At 65.7% G+C, this 23,609-nt stretch carries 16 protein-coding genes, 1 pseudogene and 1 riboswitch; of the genes and pseudogenes, 3 read left to right on the top strand and 14 right to left on the bottom strand.

Going from position 1 to position 23,609, the window contains the following annotated elements; translation table 11 throughout:
• Nucleotides 1–248: 248 nt before the first annotated feature.
• Nucleotides 249–1,724 (bottom strand): PepSY domain-containing protein, encoded by a 1,476-nt coding sequence (locus tag ACRQ5J_RS07085; protein WP_432382129.1) that lies wholly within the window; start codon nt 1,722–1,724, stop codon nt 249–251.
• The gene (locus ACRQ5J_RS07080) at nt 1,724–3,826 is read right to left on the bottom strand and encodes a TonB-dependent receptor (RefSeq protein ID WP_432382128.1); all 2,103 of its coding nucleotides are present in this window, start codon (nt 3,824–3,826) and stop codon (nt 1,724–1,726) included. Before ACRQ5J_RS07080 ends, ACRQ5J_RS07085 begins: the two co-directional genes overlap by 1 nt.
• 140 nt (nt 3,827–3,966) lie before the next feature.
• Nucleotides 3,967–4,185, bottom strand: a riboswitch (cobalamin riboswitch).
• A 97-nt stretch (nt 4,186–4,282) separates the two neighbouring features.
• Between ACRQ5J_RS07080 and ACRQ5J_RS07075 the strand changes: the two genes are divergently transcribed.
• Nucleotides 4,283–5,074, top strand: coding sequence for a hypothetical protein (locus tag ACRQ5J_RS07075; RefSeq protein WP_432382127.1), 792 nt, complete (start codon nt 4,283–4,285; stop codon nt 5,072–5,074).
• Nucleotides 5,075–5,168: 94 nt separating this feature from the next.
• Here the strand turns inward: ACRQ5J_RS07075 and ACRQ5J_RS07070 are convergent, their stop codons facing one another.
• The 3 genes from ACRQ5J_RS07070 to ACRQ5J_RS07060 form a co-directional block, all read right to left on the bottom strand.
• The gene (locus ACRQ5J_RS07070; RefSeq protein WP_432382125.1) at nt 5,169–8,132 is read right to left on the bottom strand and encodes a sensor histidine kinase; all 2,964 of its coding nucleotides are present in this window, start codon (nt 8,130–8,132) and stop codon (nt 5,169–5,171) included.
• A 112-nt stretch (nt 8,133–8,244) separates the two neighbouring features.
• Nucleotides 8,245–9,786, bottom strand: coding sequence for a class I SAM-dependent methyltransferase (locus ACRQ5J_RS07065; protein WP_432382123.1), 1,542 nt, complete (start codon nt 9,784–9,786; stop codon nt 8,245–8,247).
• Nucleotides 9,787–9,834: 48 nt separating this feature from the next.
• Complete coding sequence (locus tag ACRQ5J_RS07060; protein ID WP_432382121.1) at nt 9,835–10,728, bottom strand: LysR family transcriptional regulator; 894 nt, start codon at nt 10,726–10,728, stop codon at nt 9,835–9,837.
• A gap of 87 nt (nt 10,729–10,815) precedes the next feature.
• Here ACRQ5J_RS07060 and ACRQ5J_RS07055 point away from each other — a divergent pair, with 87 nt between their 5' ends.
• A complete protein-coding gene (locus ACRQ5J_RS07055; RefSeq protein WP_432382119.1) occupies nt 10,816–11,982 on the top strand; it encodes a mandelate racemase/muconate lactonizing enzyme family protein in 1,167 nt (388 codons plus the stop codon).
• On the opposite strand, the gene ACRQ5J_RS07050 is transcribed toward ACRQ5J_RS07055, so the two are convergent.
• The 4 genes from ACRQ5J_RS07050 to ACRQ5J_RS07035 all read right to left on the bottom strand — a co-directional run bounded on the left by ACRQ5J_RS07050 (nt 11,979) and on the right by ACRQ5J_RS07035 (nt 15,489).
• On the bottom strand, nt 11,979–13,688 hold the full coding sequence (locus ACRQ5J_RS07050) for a glycoside hydrolase family 9 protein (RefSeq protein WP_432382118.1): 1,710 nt from the start codon (nt 13,686–13,688) through the stop codon (nt 11,979–11,981). The genes ACRQ5J_RS07055 and ACRQ5J_RS07050 overlap by 4 nt on opposite strands.
• A gap of 64 nt (nt 13,689–13,752) precedes the next feature.
• Entirely contained in the window at nt 13,753–14,085 is a 333-nt protein-coding gene (locus ACRQ5J_RS07045; protein WP_432382116.1) for a hypothetical protein, read from the bottom strand.
• 98 nt (nt 14,086–14,183) lie between these two features.
• Nucleotides 14,184–14,426, bottom strand: a complete 243-nt coding sequence (locus ACRQ5J_RS07040; protein WP_432382114.1) for a hypothetical protein — start codon at nt 14,424–14,426, stop codon at nt 14,184–14,186.
• A 172-nt stretch (nt 14,427–14,598) separates the two neighbouring features.
• Nucleotides 14,599–15,489: a LysR family transcriptional regulator gene (locus ACRQ5J_RS07035; protein ID WP_432382112.1), complete on the bottom strand. Its 891-nt coding sequence runs from the start codon at nt 15,487–15,489 to the stop codon at nt 14,599–14,601.
• Between the two features lie 102 nt (nt 15,490–15,591).
• On the opposite strand from ACRQ5J_RS07035, the gene ACRQ5J_RS07030 reads away from it, so the two are divergent.
• Nucleotides 15,592–16,002, top strand: a complete 411-nt coding sequence (locus ACRQ5J_RS07030; protein WP_432382111.1) for a DoxX family protein — start codon at nt 15,592–15,594, stop codon at nt 16,000–16,002.
• On the opposite strand, the gene ACRQ5J_RS07025 is transcribed toward ACRQ5J_RS07030, so the two are convergent.
• The 5 genes and pseudogenes from ACRQ5J_RS07025 to ACRQ5J_RS07005 form a co-directional block, all read right to left on the bottom strand.
• On the bottom strand, nt 15,999–16,781 hold the full coding sequence (locus tag ACRQ5J_RS07025; protein WP_432382109.1) for an isocitrate lyase/PEP mutase family protein: 783 nt from the start codon (nt 16,779–16,781) through the stop codon (nt 15,999–16,001). The two genes, ACRQ5J_RS07030 and ACRQ5J_RS07025, sit on opposite strands and share 4 nt — an antisense overlap.
• A 10-nt stretch (nt 16,782–16,791) precedes the next feature.
• Nucleotides 16,792–19,160: pseudogene (locus tag ACRQ5J_RS07020) on the bottom strand (DNA polymerase II).
• Between the two features lie 101 nt (nt 19,161–19,261).
• Nucleotides 19,262–19,429, bottom strand: coding sequence for a Flp family type IVb pilin (locus ACRQ5J_RS07015; protein ID WP_160989425.1), 168 nt, complete (start codon nt 19,427–19,429; stop codon nt 19,262–19,264).
• Between the two features lie 324 nt (nt 19,430–19,753).
• Complete coding sequence (locus tag ACRQ5J_RS07010; RefSeq protein WP_432382106.1) at nt 19,754–22,255, bottom strand: TonB-dependent receptor; 2,502 nt, start codon at nt 22,253–22,255, stop codon at nt 19,754–19,756.
• Between the two features lie 139 nt (nt 22,256–22,394).
• On the bottom strand, nt 22,395–23,609 hold the full coding sequence (locus ACRQ5J_RS07005; protein ID WP_432382104.1) for an acyl-CoA dehydrogenase family protein: 1,215 nt from the start codon (nt 23,607–23,609) through the stop codon (nt 22,395–22,397).

The following is a 23,609-nucleotide window of genomic DNA, read 5'->3' as shown; positions in this document are numbered from 1 at the left end:
AGATAACGAACCATTCTGCATATCTATCTGAGGAAGTCGTCGTATGACTGGCAGATAAGCAAGGTTCAAACGGTGGAAACGCCGCAGCGGCGCTGGCTGCGGGAAACTTCAGAGAGCTTAAGTTGTCGCTGCCGGCAGCAATGCGGCAGGCGAAAAAACAACACTCCGCATCAGCTTTTCAGGATCCAGCCCGAGCTGTGCCTTGCACGCGGCGCGATGCACCCTGCGCTTTTAGTTGTCTTCTGGCACTAGCGCTTGCGAAGGCGACGCCAGCCGAGCACGATCCCGGTCAGCGTGGCCAGGGCGCCGGTGACGCACAGGGCGATGACGATGACGTCCCATAGCGGCCGGGCCCGTACAACGGCGGCGAAGTCCAGTTGGTGCAGGCCATTGAAGAGCCAGCGGTTCCATTTGCTGTTGCGGTCGGCGTAGCCGACGATCTCGCCTTGGCGCGGGTCGATGTAGAAGGTGGCCTCGTCGGGCAGGTCGAAGCGGGCGCGCAGGACCGGCAGAACGGCTTGCTGGTGATGGCTGTAGTGGTAGTCGTCCTCGCTGGCCAGCGTCTCCAGCACGAGGTGCGCGCCGGGGCGTAGCGCAGCGGTCGCGTGGCGCAGGCGTTCAGCCGGAACAGGCTGGCGCAACTGGCGCCACGCGCGGTCGAGCATGCTGAAGTTGAGTTGGCCGTCGATGCGGCGCCATTCCAGTTCCAGCAGGCCGGGATGGTGGCGCACGCTGTCTTGCACTGGCGTCGCCAGGTCGTCGCGCGTCAGCGGACCGCCAGCGAAGGCCTGCCGGTCCTTGGCCGTGACGCCGTGCGACGCCAGCCAGTCGAACGGCGTGACCGATAGCCAGCCGCTGAACAGCCAGGTCAGCATCAGCGTGCCGATGGCCAGCCCCATCCAGTGGTGCCATGCCTGCCAGCCGCGATACGGCGACCAGCGGCCGCCGGCGTACGGACGGCGCACGCGCAGCCGCTGGATGCCCAGGATCATGCCCAGCATCACCAGCAGCAGCGCGGCGCCGGAGGTCCACATCACCACCTGCCGCCACGGCTGGCCGTGCCGGCGCAGCGGCGTGAAGTAAATCCAGTGGATGACGGAGCCGGCCCAGTTCCACGCGCGCTCGCTGCGCGTGGTGTCGCGCACCAGTTCGCCGGTGCGGCTGGAGACGTACAACACGCTGCCGGCTGCATCGTTCAGGCCGACGCGGTACAGCGGACGGTGCTCGCGCACGCTGCCGAAGGTCCATTGGTCGATGTCGATCGTGTCCGACGAAGTCACCTGTACCGCCGGCGCCGCTGTGGCGCCGGCTGGCTCGCCCGCGCCTCCTTCCGCAGCGGCGCGGCCGCTGGACGCGGCCGGCAGTGCGCTGGCGGCGGCGATGGCGGACGTCACCTGCAAGGGCTGGCCGGTATCGGCCGATACCGTCCACCAGCGTCCGTCGGCCTTGAAATGGTAGGCCGGGCGGCCCGCCACCTGGTTCAAACGCACGGCAGTCGGCATGCCGGGCCGGCCGGCGGCCTGCCACGCGGTCCAGGCGCTGACCTGCACCTGTTCCGCATCCAGCGGCGCCAGCCATGCCATGCGCTCCTGTTCCGTCAACGCCGGGTAAGGCACGTACATCATGACGATGCCCGAGCCAAACCACAGCAGCACCAGCAGGCCGAGCACAATGCCCAGCCAGCGGTGCCACAGATGCGCGTGACGCTTCCAGGAGCGCATCATCAGTAGCGCCACTGCACGGTCAGCTCGGCGTGGCGGCGATCTCCGATCAGGTACTGGTTGTCGTTGTACGAGGTGCTGGCGTACAGTTTATCGGTCAGGTTGCGCAAGTTGAGCTGCACCAGCACGTTGCGGCGGACGTTCCAGCCCAGCGACGCGTCCAGCGTGGTGTACGACGGCAGCACGTGCTGGTTGGCGTTGTCGGTGTAGCGGTCGCCGACATAACGCGCGCCCAGCGCCGCGCGCCAGGCGCTGGCGCGGTAGTTCAGCCACAGGTTGGCCGACACCTTCGGCACATCGGACGGACGATTGCCGGCGCGCGACAGATTGCCGCTTTCGATCAGCTGGTCGAACTGGGCGTCGGTGTAGGCCGCGTTGGCCTCGACACGCCATGCGGCGTCCAGCGCCACGCTGGCAGTTGCCTCGGCGCCGCGCGACGACTGCGAGCCGCCCTGCACCGATAGCGCAGCATTGTTCGGATCGCGGGTGATGATGTCGTCCTTGGTGATGCGATACAGCGCCGCCGTCCACTCGGCCTTGCCGCCGGCCAGCGATTGCTTGACGCCCGCCTCCACCTGGCGCGACGAGGTCAGCTTGTAGCGGCTGTTGGTAAGGTTTAGCGACAGCAGATTGCCGATCGGATCGCTGCCGCTGCTCACCTGCGCGTACAGCGAGGTGGCGCGGTCCAGCTGCCACGTCAGGCCGAGGCGCACCGCGTTCGATTGCAGCGTGGCGTCGAACTCGCTGGCGCCTTGCGGCGTCAAGCGCTCGATGTTGTAGCGGTCATGACGCACGCCGCCCAGCAACAGCAGGCCTGGGCTGAGGCGGTAGGCGTCCTCGATATAGAACGCATGGGTGGTGGTGTCGGTGGAGAAGACCGGCTTCAGCAGGTCCGGGCTGTCGAACACGCCGGGGTCGAAGCCGGTTGGCTTGACGGTCGAGGAACCGCCGTATGGCGAGTTGCTGCGGTGGGCATAGTTGATGGTGGCCGCTTCCCAGCCGGCCACCACGCGGTTGTCGCCGTCCACCCAGCGCGCTTCCAGCCGGTTGCCGGTTTGCTCCTGGTCGTGGTGAATCGCTACATAATCGCTGCGCTCGACCAGATTGGCGGCGGCGTTGAAGTTGTAGTATTCGACGTTGCGCCAGTTGCGACGCGCCTTCATGTAGGCCAGCTCGTTGCTGATGGTCAGCGACGGCGAGTAGCGCCACGTCAGGCGCACCACGGCCTTGTTATCTTCATAGGACACATCGGCATCGCCGACGTTGTAGTTCTGTCCGCGCAACGCGCGCGACAGGCCGCCATTGACCAGCGGCGTGCCGAAATAGCGCTGCGGCCTTTGCTCCAGATGGTCGAGCGACAGGTCGAGGTCCAGCGCCGGCGTCAGCGCATAGTTCACGCTGGTCAGCAGCTTGCCGTGGCGCGACTGGCCGCGATCGATCAGGCCGTCGCTGTGGTCGGCGTAGGCGTCGACGCGGAACGCGCCCTGCTGGCCCAGCGCGCCGGTCGCGCCGACACCGCCGCGCACCGTTTCTCCGCCGCCGATGCCGCCCATCGCTTCCACCGAGGCGGTGCGCGATGGCGCCTTGCGCACGGCGTTGATGGTGGCGCCGGTGGTGCCGCTGCCGTAGACGATGGAGCCGGGGCCGCGCAGCACCTCGATGTATTCATAACCCCACGGGTCGGACGGATAAGTGGCCGTGCCCGACGCCACCTGCGGCCGCTGGCCGTTCTCCAGCAGCGCGATCGAGCCGTTGCCGCTGAAGCCGCGCGCCGAGTAGCCGACGCCGTTGCCCGGCGAGCTGATATCGGTCAGACCGGTGGTGCGGGTCACCGCATCCTTGACCAGCAGGTCGCCGCGCGCCTGCATGGTGGCGGCGCTGAGTGATTCGACGCTGGCCGGCAGTTCCTGCGCGGTCAGGCCGAGACGGCTGGCGGTGGCCTGCTGGCGCGCCAGCCCCAGCCCCTCGCTGGCGGAAGCACCCTGAACGGTGACGGTCGGCAGGACCTCCGCCTCATCGGCAATAGCGCCGCCGCCGCACAGCAGGGCGATGGCGGCAACGACAGGACGCAGGGACAGGGGACGGCGGTGCATGGAACGGATCATGAATTTTCTCGGTGCTGAATGGTTGGAATAATCCGCCGCTCCACGGCAAGCGAACGCGCGCGCGCAAGCGGCGTGCGTCGGCGACAGCAGCAATGGAAAACAGCGAACAAATAACAGGCAAAAGCCACACCCCGGGCTTTGCGCATTAATCATGACTGGCCGGTCTTCTGGCTTGCCCTCATCCTTGGCTGCCCTTGCCTTCCCGTGCGGATGCACAGTGGCGGTTGGACAGCGTCGTCAGGCTTACAGCAGCGGGGGCTGCGCCGGACTGGCGCGCAATGCAGATCGCGCGCGTCACCGGCTTCCCGTTTCACCCCGCGGCTGAAAAGACGCGGGGCACCATTCACGTATGGGAGCCGATTCTACCTCAATGCCCCTACACCTGTCATGGAGAACCCACGGCCCGGTCGCTTAACCTATATAATTAACGCAACTGACTTGCATTTAGGATTGTATATGACCGAATCGCTGCCGACAATTGAAATCGCCCTGCTGCTGGGTTTGCGGCACGGCCTGGCGCCCGACCACCTGGCCGCCATCGATGGCCTGACGATGCGCGCGCGTCCGGCCGCCGCGCCGTGGATGGGGGCCTTGTTCGCGCTGGGCCACGCGGCGGTGGTGCTGCTGATCGTGGCGCTGGCCGACCTGGCGGCCGGCTGGCTGCGGCCGGAGTCCGGGCTGATCGCGGCGCTGACGCTGCTGGAATGGCTGCCCGGCGTGCTGCTGCTGGCGCTGGCGGCGCTGAACGCGCGCAGCCTGTTGTGGCCGGGGCCGGATGGCGCCATGCCGTCGTTCGGCGCGCGCGTGCTGGCGCCGCTGAGCAATGTACGGCCGCTGACGGCGCTCGGCGTCGGCATGCTGTTCGCGCTGGGTGTGGAAAGTCTGTTGCAGGCGCTGGCGTGGGGCTATGCCGCCACCACGCTGGGAGCGGGCAGCTGGCATGCGTTGCAGGTGGCGGGCGCGTTTGTGCTGGGCATGGCGCTGACCGATAGCCTGGACGGCTACGCCACGGCGCGCATCGCCGCGCGCGCCGGCCAGCGGGCGATCCAGCAGTTCCGCCGCCGCCTTGGCTGGCCGATCGTGGTGCTATGCACGGTCAGCGGCGCGCAGCTGCTGCTGTCCAAGGCCTGCGCCACCTGCGCGCCAGCCGCCGACGGCTTGCGCCTGCTCGCGCTGGGCATGGTGGCAGCCACCCTGGCGCTGTACGCCTACACATGGCTGCGCGGCGTGGCGGCGCCGGCCCGCTAGGCGTTCGGCCTATGCTGCCGGCGCTGGCCCGCCAGCCGTCTGGCCAAGGCCTGGCGGGCTTGCCCCGCGTCGTTAGCGGCGCGGTGACACCGCGTCAGGCTTGCGCCGGCGCGTAGGCCAGCGCGGCGGGAATGGTCACGCGCACGGTCACGCCGCCCGTCGCGCCGGCGCCGATTTCGATGGCGCCGCCGATCCGCTGCACACGCTCGCGCATGCCGGTGATGCCCCAGTGGCCGTCGGCCGCCAGCGGGCAGTCGTCACGCAAGCCGACGCCATCGTCGGCCACCGACGCTTCCAGCGCCGCCGCGCCAAACCGCAACTCGACGCCGATGCGGCTGGCCTGCGCGTGCCTGGCGCTGTTCCACACCGCCTCGCGCAGCACGTAGTAAAGCTCGCCCGCGACCTCCTCGCGCAGCGGCCGGGCAAGGCCCGCGATGGAAAACGCCAGCAGCCGCTCAGCGGCCGGCAACGTGGCGGCCACCGCCTTGCGCAAGGCCACGAACAGGTCGTCGCGCAACGTGTCGCTGCGCAGCGCCACCACCTCGTCGCGCGTGCTCTCGACCAGTTGCTCGGCATGCAGCAACACCTGGTTCAGGCGCTCCTGCAAGTCCGGCTCCTGTTGCACCCGCCCTTGTAGCGTATGGAAGCGCAGCAGCAGCGCCTGCACCGCCTGCAACAGATTGTCGTGCAGCGAGCGGGCGATGCGGCTGCGTTCCTGCAGCGTCGCCTCGATCAGCGCGGCGGCGCGATCCTCGGCGCGGCGCCGCACCGTCAGCATGCGCCAGCGGTACAGCGCCGCCATCAGCAGCACCAGCAGCAAGGCAAGCAGCACGCGGAACCAGTTGGTCTGCCACAGCGCGGGCTTGATCTCGAATTGCAGCGTGGCCCCATGCTGGTTCCAGACGCCATCCTCGTTGGCGGCGATGACCTGGAAGCGGTAGCGTCCCGGCGCCAGATTGGTGTAATGCGCGCGCCGTTCCCGTTGTACTTCCTGCCAGTCGCTGTCGACGCCTTGCAGGCGGTACTTCAAACTGGCGCGCTCCGGAATCGACAGCGCGGTGGCGGTAAAGGCGATATCGACCGCCGTGGTGTACTCCGGCAGCAGCAGGCCGTCGGCCGCGAGATACGCGCTGGCGCCCGCGTGCACGCTCTGGATGATGACATCGGGCGCCCGCGGATTGCGGCGTATCCGCGCCGGGTCCACCCAGCCGGCCTGCGACGTGGTGGCGTAATACACGCGCCCGCTGCCGTCCATGGCCAGCGTCGGCAACGGCCGGGTCGGCGACGCCGTGCCGCCGACGCCATCCTCAAAATTGAACAGCTCGGCGGCGAGCGGCTTGTCGGGCGCTTGCCAGAACTGTTGCAGCGCCGCCGCCGGCACCACCAGCAGGCCGTGGTTGCAGTGCACCCACAACCGCCCCTGGCCGTCGAGCAGCAGGCCGGTCACCAGTTGCACCTGGCCGTTGTGCTGGAAGTGCATCGGGCGCGCCCGCGCGCCGTCGACCCAGGCCACGCCCATGTCACCGCCAACCAGCAAGCGGCCGCCGATATCGACCAGGCTGAGAATATTGCCGATGCGCAGGCCGGCTGTCGCCGGCAACCACGTCGCCGCCCGCGGCCCGAGCACGGCGAGGCGGCTGTTGGTCAGGCCGACCCACGTCTGGCCCCGGCTGTCGCGCAGCATATTGATCGGCGTCGGGTCTTTCTGGTCCTGCAGGCGCGGGTCGCGCCGCCAGACGCCGTTTTCCAGCCGCCACAGGCCATGGCGCACAATCGACACCAGCAGCGCGCCGTCGGCGTCCAGCGCCAGCGTCTGCACATCGAAGTGCTTGCCGACCTGCGGCGGAAAGGCCCAGCGGCGCACGCCGCCGTTGCGGTACTCCCACAGGCCGCCCGTGTCGCCCAGCCAGACATGATCGTCGCCGAGGCGCAGCAGCGCCGTTGGCGCGGTCACGCCGCTGACCTGCGATGTGCCGTCCGGCCGCACGCGCACCATCGGTTTGCGGCGCCCGCCCAGCCACATTTCGTCGCCCAGGCCACGGCGCGCCAGCCAGCTGTCGTCCTGCCGCCGGAACTGCTGGAAGCGGTGCAAGCGCATTTTCTCCACGCCCTCCAGCGTGGTGCTCCATAAGTTGCCCTCGCGGTCCAGCAGCAGGCTGATGCCGGCTCCGGGCGACCCGGCGCCGGCGCTGGAACCGGCCACCGGTGGATAGAATTCGGTCTCGTACCAGCTGCCATCCGCGCGCTGCACCATGCGTGCGAAACCGTCGTTGCGCAGCGCGATGACGGTGCCGTTCGGTCCATCCGCGAACGCATCGTAGGCTTTGGCGTTGTCGACGCGCAGCGCCTCGCGGCTGCCGCTGGCGCTCAGGCGCGCGAAGACGTCGCCCGGCAGCTTGACGTGCAGGTGGCCGTCAAACAGACTGACGCGGTCGCGGCCCGGCGATTTCGTGACATACGCCAGTTGCCGCGCGCCTGGACGCAATACCAGCAGTTCTTCCGCGCTCTGCACCCATAGCACCCCCTCGGCGTCAAAGAGGATGCTATCGACCATCGATGACAGCGCCGTGCTGCCGGGGACGGCCACCCACTGGCCCTGCTCCAGCCGCACCACGCCGGTGGTGGTGCCGGCGTACCAGGTGCCGTCCGGCGCCGCCGCGATGGCGCGGGTCGATCCCAGCGGGAAATCCACGCCGGCCGTGTAATGCTGCACGCCCTGGCGCGAAAAGATGCTCAAGCCGCCGAAGGCATAGCCGACCGCCAGGCTGCCGTCGCGTCGGGCGTGCAGCGAAATGGTGTTGGGCGAGCGCAGCTTGTGGCCGTAGACCTCGCTCTCCTGCTTGAATTTGACGCCGTCGAAGCTGTACAAGCCACTTGGCGAACTGAACCAAAGCAAGCCGTCGGCGGTCTGCTGCAGGTTGAACGACTGGCTGGGGGCGCCATCGGCCAGCGTCCAGCGGCGCCGCTCGAAGGATAGGTCGGCGTCCGGCGCGGCCGCCAGCGCCGCCGTCCACATCAGATACAGCATTCCCGCAATGGCCAGCAGCCTTCCCCTCATCGTCCCCTCTTTTTGATATTTCGCACAAGCTCGGGAGTATAAGGTCTGGCAGGCGCTTATTGCGCTTCAGGAATGGAATATCGCCACTAACTGCCGCTGGCGGTCGGCGTGCTCACAGCACGCGCAGCGCGCGCCATACCGGCAGTTTTTCGGTAATAAAGTCGCGCGCGTTGGCCTCCAGATGCGCCAGGTTCTCCTCGTCGCTGGCCAGGGCCGCGCCATCGCGCTGCACGCGCCGCCCCGACGGTTTCATGATCTGCCAGACGAAAGCGGCCAGCGCGGCCGCCGTCACCTCTTCCGGCCGTTGCCGCACGGCCAGGTAGAACAGCCGCTCGACCAGGCTGGCGGCGACGCCGCTGCCCAGCAATGGCGAGCTCAGGGCATTATGCTCGTCGCTGTAACGCGCCTGCGTCGCCAGCACAGCGTTGAGCCGCAAGGCGGCTTCGGGCGAGGCCGCCGCGGTGGCCGGGAAATGGATGGCCGCCTGGCCGGAGGCGCTCAGCAAGGCGACGATTTGCGCCACCGACTGCATGCCCTGCGCGGCCAGCGCCGGCAGGCGCGCCAGCTCGCCCACGGTGTGCGGACGCTGCGCCAGCGCATCGAGCACCGGCTTGTACAGCTCCGGCACGCCGTTGATTTCGCCGCCGGACAGCTTCATGGTGACCGAGGCGCTCGCGCGCGGCACCGTCAGCACCACGCCCAGCTGCGCCATCAGCTCGGCCTGGCGCGTCGCGCCGAGGCGGACCGCGCCGCGCACGAACACATCCTTGCGGAAGCTGGTGTTGAGCATGTAATCCTTCAGCGTCTCGCGCGCTTCCGCACGCGGCAGCTGGTCGATCAGCTGCCGTTGCTTGTCGTTGAGGAAGATGGCCGGATAGGCGTTATGCAGCTCGGCCGAACCGGCAAACACCAGCTTGGCGTCATCGAAGTCATGCGCCACGTCGGCGTGAAACAGCGGCTGCCAATGTTTGTGCAGGTACTCGTGCACCAGGTAGTTCGGGTTGCTGTTCTTCAGCGCCTCGGTGCGCACCTTCAGGCCGGGATTGTGCGCCAGATAGCCGGCCTGCGCCGCCTCCAGCTGGGCGACGAAGGCGCCGGCCTCGCGGATCTGCAAATCGCTGCGCTTGGGGAAGGCGTCGGCGTAGTCGACCAGCAGGCGCTGCAACGGCAGCGCCGGCGCCCAGCCGGGCATGGCGTTATAGCTGACGTAGACCAGCCCGCCCGGCTTGAGGTAACGTTCGATGAAGCGCACGATGTGCCGGCGGTTGTCGGCCGCCACCCAGGTATAAATGCCGTGCAGCGTGATGAAGTCGAACTGCGGCAGCGTCACCGCGCCGTCGGCCAGTTGCTCGAAGCTGTTTTCCAGCAGGGTCAGGTTGGGCAGCTTCGCCTCGCGCGCCAGGGCGCTGGCGCCAGCCACGTGGGCGGGATTGAAGTCGGCGGCGTAGAACTGGCCGCTCGGGTTGCCGGCGGCCAGCACCTTGGCGGTCAGGCCGCGACCAAAACCGAGCTCGCAATAGTTGTAGGGCTGGTCCAGCGGCACCGGCTGGATGCCGTTCAGCAGACACACCAGATTGAGCCATCCCGGACTTTGTTCACGATAGAAGCCGGTAACGTATTCGATGTCCGAAGCATATCCCGCCGTCCAGTTCATGCCCTCTCCCCGTGGTGTGCGTGGGTTGATGATACGCCAACTTTGCGCTCAAGCCGTGAATTCCGCCACCAGGAAATCGATAAACGCGCGCATCTTGGCCGGCAGGTTGCGCCGGCTCGGGTAGTACAGATAGAGGTCGGCCGACGGCAGCGTGTAGCCGGGCATGACTTCGCGCAGGCGGCCGCTTTGCAGGTACTTGGCGACGTCCCATTCGGAGCGCTGGACGATGCCGTGGCCGTCCAGCGCCCAGTTGAGCACGACATCGCCATCATTGCTCGACACCGCGCCGCGCACTTTCACCAGCTCCACCTTGCGCCCCTTGTGCAGGCGCCAGGTGCCATAGACGTCATCGTTCTGGCGGTGCAGGATGCAGCGGTGCCGTTGCAGCTCCTGCGGCGTCTGCGGTTCGCCGGCCGCCTTCAGGTAGGCCGGCGAGGCGCACAGGTAGCGGCGGTTCTTCATCAGCCGGCGCGCGGTCAGGCGCGTGTCGGGCAGTTCGCCGAAACGGATGGCGATGTCGTAGGCTTCCTGCACCAGGTCGATCGGACGGTCGGTCAGGTGCAACTCGACCTCCACTTCCGGGTGCAGGTGGGCAAAGCGCGAAACCAGCGGCGCGATGCGCGTGCGGCCAAAGCCCGGCGTGGCGTTCACGCGCAGCAGTCCTTTGGGTTCGGCGCGGCCGCTCGATACCGACTCCTCCATGTCGCGGATGCGGTGCAGGATGTCGCTGGCCTGCGCCAGGTAGGCCTCGCCCTCATTGGTCAGGCTGATGCGGCGCGTGGTGCGGTTGACCAGCCGCACGCCCAGCCGCTGCTCCAGCAGGCTGAGCCGCTTGGTGACGGCCGGCGGCGTCACGCCCAGTTCGCGCGCGGTGGCGCTCATGCTGCCCAGCTTGGCAAGCAGGACGAAAAAATGCAGATCCGGCGCCACTTCGCTTTTCATTTTAAGTGAAGAATGGTTTCAATGATGGTGAATTATACGATAGTAATTCAAGAGTAAGCTGCGCCCATCGTTCAACAGGAGTGCAGCATGAGAATCGTAGAAATCCGCGAAAAAACCGTCCCGATCAGCTCCCCGATCCGCAACGCTTACATCGACTTCAGCAAGATGACGCTGAGCCTGGTGGCGGTGGTCACCGATGTGATCCGCGACGGCAAGCCGGTGATCGGCTATGGCTTCAACTCCAACGGCCGCTACGGCCAGGGCACGCTGATGCGCGAGCGCTTCATCCCGCGCATTCTGGCGGCCGACCCGGCCAGCCTGACCGACGACAGCGGCAACAACCTCGATCCGCACAAGATCTGGCACTGCATGTTCACCAACGAGAAGCCGGGCGGCCACGGCGAGCGCTCGGTGGCGATCGGCACCATCGACATGGCGGTGTGGGACGCGGTGGCCAAGATCGAGGACAAGCCGTTGTTCCAGTTGCTGGCGGAGCGCTATGGCAATGGCCAGGCCGACCGCAATATTTTCGTCTACGCGGCCGGCGGTTACTACTACCCGGGCCAGGATCACGGCAAGCTGAAGGACGAGATGCGCAGCTACATCGATCGCGGCTATACGGTGGTGAAGAAGAAAATCGGCGGCGCCTCGCTCGACGAAGATCTGCGCCGCATCGATGCTATCCTGAGCGTGTTGCAGGACGGCCAGAAGCTGGCGGTGGACGCCAACGGCCGCTTCGACCTGGACACGGCGATCAAGTATGCCAAGGCACTGTCGCAGTACGATCTGTTCTGGTACGAGGAGCCGGGCGATCCGCTCGACTTCGAGTTGCAGGCGACGCTGCGCAACTACTACGCCCATCCGATGGCGACCGGCGAGGACCTGTTCTCGATGCAGGATGCGCGCAACCTGATCCGCTACGGCGGCATGCGCGCCGACCGCGACTGGCTGCAGTTCGACTGCGCGCTAAGCTACGGGCTGGTGGAATATCTGCGCACGCTGGACATGCTGCGCGAACATGGCTGGTCGCCCCAGCGCTGCATTCCGCACGGCGGCCACCAGATGTCGCTGAACATCGCCGCCGGGCTGGGGCTGGGCGGCAATGAATCGTACCCGGACCTGTTCCAGCCGTATGGCGGTTTCCCAGATGGCGTCAAGGTCGAGAACGGCCACATCCTGCTGCCGGAACTGCCGGGCATCGGCTTCGAGGGCAAAGCCGACCTGTACCGCGAAATGGCCAGGCTGGCCGGCTAGTTGGGCCGCGCCGGCGTCAACGCCTGCAAGCCGGCCGACACGTAGACCAGCGGCGCATTCCAGTTGATGGCGATTTCATTGCTGGCGTAGGAACACTCATGGTCGAGGTAGGACCTGGCCGGCAGCTTCGACGGATACCGTGCCGAGCAATGCTGCTGGTCCTGCTGGCCCGGCTGCGGACCTCCTGCCAGGAAGCCCGGCACCGGCGCGGCGATGCCATCCGCCTCCGATGGCCGGTGATGCGGATGTTGCGTCGACCTGGCGCCGTAGCCGGTCACGAAAGACATCTCGGTAGCATTGCGGCCAAGAACGTAATCGAAGCCGGCCTGCGCCGCGTCCAGATACGCGCGCTGATTGGTCAGCCGGTAGCCGTGCAGCAGCACCATGGCCTGGTTCAGCGCTACCGCATTGCTGCCCCAGACAAAGTCGCTGGTCTGCATCGGAATGCCGTAGGCCGACTGCTTCCAGCCATCGGCCAGCTTGCGCGCCAGCGTGTCGACGCGGCTGACGATCAATTGCTGGTCGGCCGCCGCGCTCAGCGTCTTGCGGTGCCGCGCCAGCGACAGCCACGCCAGGCCGCGCACGTCGCCCCACGATGCCACCGTGGCGGCCTGCTCGGGCGCACGCAAGGCCTTGTAGAAATCATCGTTGCCGGTGGTGATGTACAACTCGGCGGCGGCCCAGGCGAATTCATCGCTGACGTCCTGGTCGCCATATTCACCGGTGGCGACGTCCTTCGGCTGCTGGTAGAACTGGCGCGGATGCTGCTGCGCCCAGCGCCATGCCGCCTGCGCAGCAGACAACATGCGCGCGGACATTGCCTGGTCAAACGGCGCGTAGACGCGGCTGGCGGTGGCCATGACGGCGGCGAAGTCCAGCGCTGCGGCGGTGGTTTTCTGCACCACATAGCGTGGCTGCGTGGCCTGCGCCGGCATGATGTTGCCATCGAAGCGCAGATTGGTCAGCTTGTGGTAGACGCCGCCATCTTCCGGGTCCTGCATGGTCAGCATCCATTCCAGGTTCCACCAGACTTCATTCAGGATGTCGGGCCGGCCGTTGCCGCTTTCGGGAATGTTGAGCTTCTGCTGCTGGAAGAAGGCCGGGAAGTCTTCGTACGCGGCCAGCAAGGTGTAGGTGGAGATGCCGGAGTTGACGATGTATTTGTTGTAGTCGCCGGCGTCATACCAGCCCTTGGGACTGGAGATGACGGTGCCGGCCGGCCGCGCTGGCGAGGCGGCCGAGGCGTGGATCAGCACTTGCGTGTCCGGATGGCCGGCGGCGCGGGCGTAAATGCCGGCGTGTTGCGCATCCAGCGCGGTGCTGGCGCGGTTGAAGTAGAACGCCTTGAGCGCGGCGGCGCTGACCGCCTGATACGCCGACGGGCTGATTTCAAACGGCAGCGAGTCGGCCTGGCCCGCCACGCGCAACCGGTATTTTCCGGGCGCGGTGAGCGCGGCGAAGCTGGCCAGGCGCACGGTGTCGCCGGCGTCGGCCGACCGTGTGGCCGGGCCCAGCGCGCCGGTGAACACCACCTTGCCGCTGCCCTGCTCCACCACCGCGAAGTCGCGCGCGGCGCCGTCCGGCACCACGGCCACCTTCGCCGCGCCGGGCAGGAAGCCGAGCTGATTGAGTTTGATGTCGTCGGCGCCGGCCGCGCCGTGCGCGCCGAAGCCGGCCAGCGCCAGCAGCAGAAGGGTTGGTCTCACGTCTCACCTTTATTTTGAAATCGTTTTCAAAACATGATGGCGTATTTTGCGCGGAAGATCAACCTTAGAGATAACGTGCGAAGGCGAAGCCGCCGCTGAGCAGCACGCTGCCGAAGGCGGCCATGCGCCAGGTGAGCTGATATACGGCGTTGCTCAGTTCCTCCTTGGTGGCAAAGGTTCTGTACATCATTTCAGTGTGGGCTTTGAATGCCTGTTCCATATCCAGCTTGAAGGTCAACCGGATCTGCGCTGGCATGGCATCCATTCTTTCGAATAGAGCATCCACCCGGCCGTTTAGCACAGCCAGCTCCTCCTTGGTGACGTAGTTGGACTCGATGACTCTCACGCTCAGCGTTAGCTCCTCGATTGCTGCGGCGGTGTCGGCTGGCGTGTTCATGGCCCATGCTCGCGCCGGCACGTCTGGCTGTCAAGCAAGCTCGGCTGCGCGACGCGCGGCCGGACGACAAGTGTAGCGCCAGCTCAAACGTGCGCGCATTAGCCGCGGCTGCTCTTGCTTCGGCGCTGCGTGCGGCGATGTGTACGGCTCTTGCGGCGCGAGGCTGTACGGCGCACAGGCTTGTGGACATGCTTCTTGGTCTCGCCGCTTTCAGCACGCTGCTTGTTGACGATGCGCGAGGCCACCTCTTCCTCGCGGCCCTTGTAGCGGCCCTCTTTCTTGAATTTGCGTTCGAGCTTCTGGTACTCGCGTTCGCGCTTCGGACTGGCGCCTCGTGGCATGATCCCTCCCGCTGAATAGATGGTCGGACCATGGTGCACGCGCCCGCCGCGCGCTACTGTGCGCGCATTAACGCCCGCCCAGGAATCGCGCCAAGGCAGCGATGTACCGCGGATGCGCCAGCGAGCCGGATTCGTCGCGGTCGGCCATGCCCTCCGGCGCTACCGTCAGCTGTCATTTCGCCTTCAGGTGCTCGACAAACCAGCGGCCGGCGGGTCCCGGTGGATGCTCCTTGCGATGGATGGCGTGCATGGAGAAGCCGGCGCCCAGGTTGGGATGAACGGCGACATTCAGCCGTACCAGGCGGCCGGCACGCAGGTCGTCCTCAACCATGTGCAGGGGCATGTGGCCCCAGCCCAGGCCGGCCTTGAGGAAGGCGTGCTTGGCGCCGAGGTCGGCCAGGCGCCAGGTCTGTTTGGCCATGACGCCGAAATTGCGGCCCGCGGTCAGCGTCGAACGGTCGGTCAGCACCAGCTGCACATGCTGGCCCGCTTGCTGATGCGTGATTTTTCCCTTGCGCTGCGCCAGCGGATGTTGTGGCGCGGCCACTGCCACCGCGTCCACCGTCAGCAGGAACTCCGAAGCGCAGCCAGCGGGAATTTCCGGCAGCGAGCCAATAATGGCAACGCGGCAATGGCCGTCGAGCAGCGGCTGCGCCACCGCGCCCAGCGCTTCGACGAACAGGCGGATCGGCGTGTCGGGGAATTGCAGCTTGAACGCCTGCACTGCCGCCGTCAGCGTGGCGATCGGGAACATCACGTCCACCGCCACCGCCAGTTCCGGCTCCTGCCCTTCGGCCAGCGTGCGGGCGCGCGCCTTGAAGGCATTCATGCCGTCGACCGCCAGCCGGGCCTGTTCCAGCAGCGCGGCGCCGGCCTCGGTCAGGCGCGGATAGCGGCCGGTGCGCTCGAACAGCGCGAAGCCGACCTGCAATTCGAGATTGGCCAGCGTGGCGCTGACCACCGACTGCGCGCGCCGCAGCTTGCGGCCGGCGGCGGAGAAGCTGCCCTCGTCGGCGGCGGCGATGAAGGTGCGCAGCTGGTCGATGGACATGGCGTCGAGCATGTATCTATTCCTTAGATGGCAAGCATCTAATTATATAGGCTATGCAGATGGATACGCGAAACTTAAGATACGTCCATCTAACCAATTTTCAGGAGCACTACCATGAACACCAACACCATCTCGACTATCGGCCGCGTACTGCTGGCAACCATCTTCGTCTTCAGCGGCGTCGGCAAAGTGATGGCGCCAGAGGCCACCATCGGCTACATCGCCTCGTCCGGGCTGCCCTTCGCCACGCTGGCGTTCGCCGGCGCGGTGGCGGTGGAACTGGGCGGCGGCCTGGCGCTGGCGTTCGGCTTCAAGGCCCGCATCGTGGCCGCCGTACTGGCGGCGTTCTCGGTGGTGACGGCACTGGCCTTCCACAACAACTTCGGCGACCAGAACCAGCTGATCCACTTCCTGAAAAACATCGCCATGGCCGGCGGCCTGCTGCAGGTAGTGGCCTACAGCGTGAGCCAACCTGTCACGGCGGCCAAGGCGGCGGTTTCCGCCCAGGCCAAGGCCCGCGCTTAAGACTTGAGGAACAGGGCTTGCAGATCGCCGTAAGGCATGGCCTTGGCGATCAGCGGGCCGGCGCTGCCGGTATCGAGGAAGCCGAGCGCCATGCCGGCAGCCACCGACCACAATGCCTGGGGAATGCCGCTGCCGGCACTCAGGCGCGCCACGCCCAGCTGGTGCAACTCTTCGGCGGAAGGCAGGCCCGGCCAGTCCATCACGTTGACCGGCAGGCCGGCGCCAGCCACCACCTGCCTGATCTCCTCCGCCTGGCAGATGCCCGGCACGAACAGGCCGTCGGCGCCAGCCTCCTTGTACAGCCGGGCGCGCCGCAACACTTCCGCCACCCGCCCCTCTTCGGGCGCCAGTCCTTTCAGGTACACATCCGTGCGCAGGTTGATGAAGATGTCGCGCTCCAGTTGCCTGATGGCGCGGATTTTCCCGGCCACCAGTTCCGGCGCGTCATTGCCGTCTTCCAGGTTGATGCCGGCCACGCCGACGTCGATCAGCCGCTGCACGTTGCGCGCCACCTGCTGCGGATCGGCCGCATAGCCATTCTCGAAGTCCACCGACAGCGGCACCTCGATCACGCGCGCGATATTGGCCGCCACCGCGATGGCGCTGTCGACCGGCAAGTGGTCATTGTCGGCATAGCCCTGGGCCCAGGCCACGCCGGCGCTGGTGGTGGCGATGGCCGCCGCGCCCAGGCTTTCAAACAGGCGCGCGCTGCCGGCGTCCCAGGCGTTGGGCAGGTGCAGCAGTTTGCTACCGTCGTGCAGCTTCTTGAATTCGCTCATGTAATCTCCGTTAGAAAAGACTGGCTTGCGCCGTGGTCAGGCTGGTGAAACTGTCGTTCATCGGCAGCAGGATCGAATCGGCGATCGGCTGCAACTGCTTGGTCAAATAGTGTTCGTAATCGATGTTCGAGCGTACCACTTCCAGCGGCTCGGGGCCGCCGGTGGTCATGATGTAGCTGATCCAGCCGCCGTTCTGGTAGCGCAGCGGCCGGCGCTGGGACTGGTTGTATTCGTCGGCGATGCGCGCGGCGCGCACCTGCGGCGGCACGTTGACCTTGTATTCGTCCAGCGGCTGGCGCAGGCGCTTGCGGTAGACCAGCAGATCGTCATAGCCGCCCGCCAGCGTTTTCTCGGCGTACTCGCGCACGTAGTCCTGATACGGCTCATCCTTGAAGATGCGGGTGAACAGGCCCTGCTGGAATTGCTGCGCCAGCGGCGTCCAGTCGCTGCGCGCCACTTCCAGGCCGCGATAGATCACCTCTTCCTCGCCCTTGGCGTTGACCGCCAGCCCGGCGTAGCGCTTCTTGCTGCCCATGTCGGTGCCGCGGATGGTCGGCATGAAGAACTTTTGATAGTGCGTGTCGAATTCGATTTCGAGGTGGCAGTCGAGGCCGTGCTTTTCCTTCAGCATGGTGCGCCACCAGCGGTTGATGTCGTCGGCCAGGCGCTGGCCGATGGCCAGCGCTTCCGCGTTCGGGTATTCCTTTTGAGCCAGATAAAGATGGAGTCGGTGTCGCCGTAGATGACGTCGTAGCCTTCGGCCTCCACCAGTTCGCGCGTCTGCTTCAGCATCTGGTGGCCGCGCAGCGTCACCGACGACACCAGGCGCGGATTGAAGAAACGGCACTCGCTGGCGCCCAGCACGCCGCAGAAGGAATTCATCAGCAGCTTCAGCGCGGTCGACAGCGGCTCGTTTTTGGCGCGTTTGGCGGCGTCGCGCTGTTTCCAGATGTCGGTGGTGATGGCCGGCAGGCAGTGCCGCTCGCGCGAGAACACGGTGCCGTTGACGCCTTCCACCACATCGGCCGGGTCGGTGGCGATTTCGCCTTCGACCAGGCCGACCGGATCGACCAGGAAGGTGCGGATGATCGACGGATACAAGCTCTTGTAGTCCAGCACCACCACCGAGTCGTACAGGCCCGGTTTGGAATCGAGCACGAAGCCGCCCGGCGAGGCGCCGCCGCTGACGTCGCCGACGTTGGGCGCGACATAGCCTTCGCGGTGCATGCGCGGCAGGTAGTGGTGGTTGAAGGCGGCGATCGAGCCGCCCAGGTGGTCGGCCGCCAGCCCGGTCACGGTGGCGCGCTCGATCATGAAGGCCAGCAGGTTGGCCTTGGCGAAGATGCGCGTGACCAGCTCGCAGTCCTTGAGGTTGTAGGTTGCCAGCGCCGGCTTGTCGTGCTGGAAGCGGCGTTCGATTTCCGCCATCTTGTCGTAATCGTCGCCGATTTCCTTGCCCTCGCCCAGCATCGATTGCGCCACGTTTTCCAGGCTGAACGACGGGAACATCCACGACGCCGCTTTCAGCGCGTCGATGCCGTCGAGGATGATGCGGCCCGGCAGCGGCGCGAACAGGTAGCCCTGCTTGCCCGGATGCTCGCGCCATTCGATGCCCTTGCCTTCGCGCCCCAGCGCCAGCGGCACCTTGTGTTTATCGGCGTTTTTTTGCAGCACGCGCAGGTCGAACTGCACCACGTTCCAGCCGATGATGACGTCCGGGTCGTGGCGCGCCATCCAGGCGTTGAGGCGTTCGATCAGCTGGCGCGGCGTGTTGAGGTATTCGAGGTCGAAATCGACCTCGGGCGCATCGGCCGGCGCCGCGCCCAGCATGTAGACCTGGCGCTGGCCGCAGCCTTCCAGCGCGATCGAATACAGGTCTTCGTAGGCGCTGGTTTCGATATCGATCGACACCATCTTCAGTGCCGGCCGGTAGTCCGGCGCGGGCTTGAGCCTGCAATTGTGGATGACCGCGCCGCTGGCGTGGCCGCCCTCGGCCTGCACGCTGGCGGTGATGAAGCGCTCCATCAGGTAGCGCTCGGGCGGGCGGATGTCCGCCTCGTACAGCTTGATGCCATGGTCGCGCAACGTGCGCTCCAGCGCGGTGAGGGATTTGTAGCGCGAGGCGTAGACGCCGACCACCGGCTGCTGCTGGAAGGTTTTCAGTTGCAGCTCGCGCAATTCGATGCCGACGTCCGGCGCGATCTGCGCCGCGATCGCCTCGCGCAACGCGGCCTCGGCGAAGGCCACCGATGTCTGCGCCGTGAGGCGCACTTTCCTGGGGCCGGCATCGGTCGCCAGCCAGAAATCGATCTCCGTGCCGCTGGGCGTGTCGCGCCAGTGGCGGGTCAGGATGAAGCCGGTTTGTGCGGTATGCGTCATGCCAGAATTATACTGTATGCACATACAGCCGACACGCCGGGCGCACCGGTCATCAACGCAAAAACCGGCACGAGGCCGGTTTTTTTATGCCTGGCTGCCGATTACGACGATTTGATCAGGCCCGAGATGTAGGTCAGCGAGGCGGTGATTTTCGGGCCCAGGATGGCCAGGCCGGCGGTGATCGCGGCGGCGATGGCGGCAGCCATCAGGGCGTATTCGATGGCGGTGATGCCGTCTTCGTTGGCGATGAAGTTTTTGATTGCGTTCATGATTGAATCCTCGTTAAGTTGGTTAGTTGGTTAGTTGGTTAGATAAGGGGGCTAAATCAACTAAAACGGGGTTCAGGTTTTAGGTACTGCGTTACTGCTTGTGTTCCGATGAAAGTCATTCTACGCAGCATGCCGCCGCCGCGCAGCGGACATCCGTCACTTTCTTCGCGTGACATTTGTACCGATAAAAAAAGCCCGCTACGGGAGCGGGCTAAATCTATTTCCTTGGAGGAGAATAGAGGAGACAGGTGCAATCATGCCTGTCGCCGCTGTCTTAATCCAATTTATTGTTCTGATGCCAGAGATTCACCAAAAGCATAACGCTCAGAATTTCACGTCGAGCTTGACGCTGAAGTAGCGGAACACGTCGCGCGGCGGCACCCAGCTGCTGGCCGATACCTGTGGCGAGGTCGACGTTGGCCCGGCGCGGAACGACGACGGCCCGCTGGCGTTGGCGTTCGGGATGTAGAACTTGTCGAACAGGTTGTTGACGCGGAAGCTCAGCTTGTACTTGTCCTGGCTGTCGCGCACGCCGAAGCCCAGGTCCGTGATCGAATACGCATCATTTTCCGCGTTCGGATCGTTGTTGATATTGGTGCTGTACTTGCCCTGGTAACGCACGTTGACGTTGACGAAGCCCTTGAACGGCATCTGCGGGATGGCGAAGTCATAGTTGGCGCCGATGTTCAGCTTGATCTTCGGGGTGCCGGGGAACACGCCGCCGTCCAGATTCTGCACACCGGTGGTCGAACCGGGCGCGATCGGGAAGCAGGCCGCATTCTGGCCGGCGATCGAACCGTTGGCCGCATACTTGGTGTTGCCCACCGCCAGATTGGTCGGATCGCTGTAGCACGGGCCGTTGGCCCATTTGTCGATCTTCGGCCGGGTGTAGGCCAGCGCCGCGTTCACCGTCAGGTTCTGCGCCACCAGCGCATTCATGTCCACCTCGAAGCCGCGCGTGGAAATATGCGGAATCGAGTTCAGCTGGCTGTAGATGGTCGGATCGTTCGGCAGCACATAGGTGACATTCTGCTGGTAGCCGAAGAAGTCCGACAGGTAGGCGGTGGCCGCCAGCGACATGCGGTTGTTGAACAGATTGGCCTTGGTGCCGATCTCCAGGCTCTGGCTGGTTTCCGGCTTGACCGGGAACGCCGCCGACGCCTTCAGGCCCGAGGTCACGTCATACGCCTCGCCCTTGTAGCCGGTCGACGCCTGCGTGTAGACCATCCAGTCCGGCGTGATCTGCTTCTGGATGCTGAGTTTGCCGGTGACGGCGCGGTCGCTGTTGCCGGTGCTCTCGAACTGGTCCACGCCGGCCGGGCCCGGCTTGAAGGTGGCTTCGTCCAGCTGGTCGGTGTAGTAGTTGCGCTTGTAGTGGTAGCCGGAGATTTCCTCGTTCAGGCGCAGGCCGCCGGTCAGCGTCCAGGTCGGCGCGAATTCCCAGGAGGCCTGGCCGAAGACCGACTTGTTGGTGTTGTAGATGTCGGTGTAATAGTTGGTCGGGCTCGATGGCGAGTTGGCGTTGCAGGTCATCGGCGCCACGCAGTAGCCGCGAATGAAGTGGCGGTAGATCTCGTTATGCGCCAGCCACAGGCCGCCGACATACTTGAAGGTGCCGCTGTCCGGCGACACGTAGCGCAGCTCCTGCGTCTTCGAGCGGATATCGTAGGTGCCGAACTGGTAGTTGCCGATGGTCGGCACGGTCTGGCCGGCCGCCACGATGGTCGGCCGGTCGGTGAAGTCCTGGTCGCGGAAGTCGTTGGCCAGGTATTTGCTCCACGAGGTGATCGACATCAGCGTGGCCTGGTTCGGCAAGGTCCACGACACCTTCAGGCCGACGCCGCGGTCGCTGGACACCAGCCCGGTCGGAAAGTCGCGCCGCACATTGCGGTTGCCCTTGTCGTTGACGTTGATGCCGGCCAGCAGCGACGACGCCGGCAGCAGCGGGTTGCCGTTGAGGTAAACGCCGTCGAGCCCGATCGGCGTCGACACCTGGTTGCCGGCCGCCGCCGAGCCGGTGCGCAGCACAAAGCCGTTCACGGCCGTCACGCCGCGCGAGTTTTCCTGGTAGTTGTAGCGCGGCGTCAGATCGACCTGCACGCTGTCGACCGGGTTCCATTGCAGCTTGGCCATAAAGGTCTTGCCGCCCGAGCCGTTGACGTCGCGGCCATCCGTCAGGTTGTGGAAATTGCCCGGCATGCGCGTCTTGCCGGCATACAGGCGCAGCGCGAAGTGCTCGTCCAGCTGGCCGCCGGCCGAGGCGTTGACGCGCCATTCATGGTCGTTGGTCAGATAGGTGCTGGCGCGATAGGTCATCGGGCCGGAAATCTGCTTGGTAACGATGTTGACCGCGCCAGCCACCGCCGACTTGCCGAACAGCGTGCTCTGCGGCCCCTTCAGCACCTCGATGCGCGCCACGTCCGCCAGGTCCTTGAAGGCCTGGAACTGGGTGGCGATCGGGATGTCGTCGATGATGACCGCCACGTCCGACTCGACGCCGATGCCGACCGAGACGGTGCCGATGCCGCGCATGAAGATGGCGTTGTTGGCGGCGGTGGTGCCGGAATTCAGGGTCAGCGACGGCATCATCGCCACCACATCCTCGATTTCGCGGATGTTGGTGCGCTGGATTTCCTGCTCGCTCATCACCGAAATCGACATTGGAACGCTTTCCAATTTTTCGACGCGTTTATTCGCGGTAACCACTACAGTTTCCAGGGTGCCCGGTTTGCTGGCCGATTCTTCTTGTTGCGCTTGCGCGTTCATCGCCAGCAGCGCCAGCGCGAGCGCGGCCGCCATCGGCGTCAGGTGGATGGTTTTTTTCATGGTCGTCTCCGTTTTAATTTTAGTTAATCGTTTAACTTAAGTGACGAGCAAGATTAAATCAGGCCTTCCGAGAAGTCAATACGTGTGGGAAATCCGCGCAACATGTGCGCGGAAAACGATTACCTGAAATTGCAAGGACTTATTTGTATCGGGCAAGTTCCATTTTGCCGATCTGGGAACGGTGCACCTCGTCGGGACCGTCTGCCAGGCGCAAGGAGCGGGCGCTGGCGTATGCGTGGGACAGAAAAGGATCGGCCATGCCGCCGCCGCCCTGCACCTGGATGGCCCAGTCTATCACCTTGCAAGCCATATTCGGCGCCGCCACCTTGATCATGGCGATTTCCTTGGCCGCCACCTTGTTGCCGACCGTATCCATCATGAACGCGGCGTTGAGCACCAGCAAGCGCGCCTGGTCGATCAGGATGCGCGCCTCGGCGATGCGCTCCAGCGTCACGCCCTGCTCGGCCACCGGCTTGCCGAAGGCCACGCGCGACAGGCTGCGCTTGCACATCTGCTCCAGCGCGCGCTCGGCCAGGCCGATCAGCCGCATGCAGTGGTGAATACGGCCGGGGCCGAGGCGGCCCTGGGCGATCTCGAAGCCCCTGCCCTCGCCCAGCAGCAGATTGCCGGCCGGCACACGGACGTCGTCGAACACCACTTCGGCATGGCCGTGCGGCGCGTCGTCGAAGCCGAACACCGGCAGGTGGCGCAGGATGGTGACGCCGGGCGTGTCGCGCGGCACCAGGATCATCGACTGCTGCTTGTGGCGGCTGGCGTTATCCGGATCGCTCTTGCCCATGAAGATGAACACCGCGCAGCGCGGATCGTTGGCGCCGGACGACCACCACTTGCGGCCGTTGATGACGTACTGGTCGCCGTCGCGGACGATCGAGCTTTCGATATTGGTGGCGTCCGACGACGCCACGGCCGGCTCGGTCATGCCGAAGCACGAGCGGATGCGGCCGTCCAGTAGCGGCGCCAGCCATTGCTGCTGCTGCTCGGGCGTGCCGTAGCGGGCCAGCACTTCCATATTGCCGGTGTCCGGCGCCGAGCAGTTGAATACTTCCGGCGCCCAGTGCACGCGGCCCATGATTTCGCACAGCGGCGCATATTCCAGGTTGCTGAGGCCGGCGCCATGCTCGGAATCGGGCAGGAACAGATTCCACAGGCCGGCCGCGCGCGCCTTTTGTTTCAGCTGCTCCATGATCTTGGTCGGCACCCAGGCGTTGCCGGCCTGGCGGTTGGCCTCGACCTCGGCGTGAAAGGCGGCTTCGTTCGGATAGACGTGCTCGTCCATGAAGGCCGCCAGCCGGGCCTGAAGCTGCTGTACTTTCGGGCTGTAATCGAAATCCAT

Source organism: Duganella sp. P38 (assembly GCF_050859475.1).
Classification (GTDB): Bacteria; Pseudomonadota; Gammaproteobacteria; order Burkholderiales; family Burkholderiaceae_D; genus Rugamonas.
Note: the sequence above shows the minus strand (reverse complement) of the source record. Positions and strands in the feature narration are given on the sequence as shown.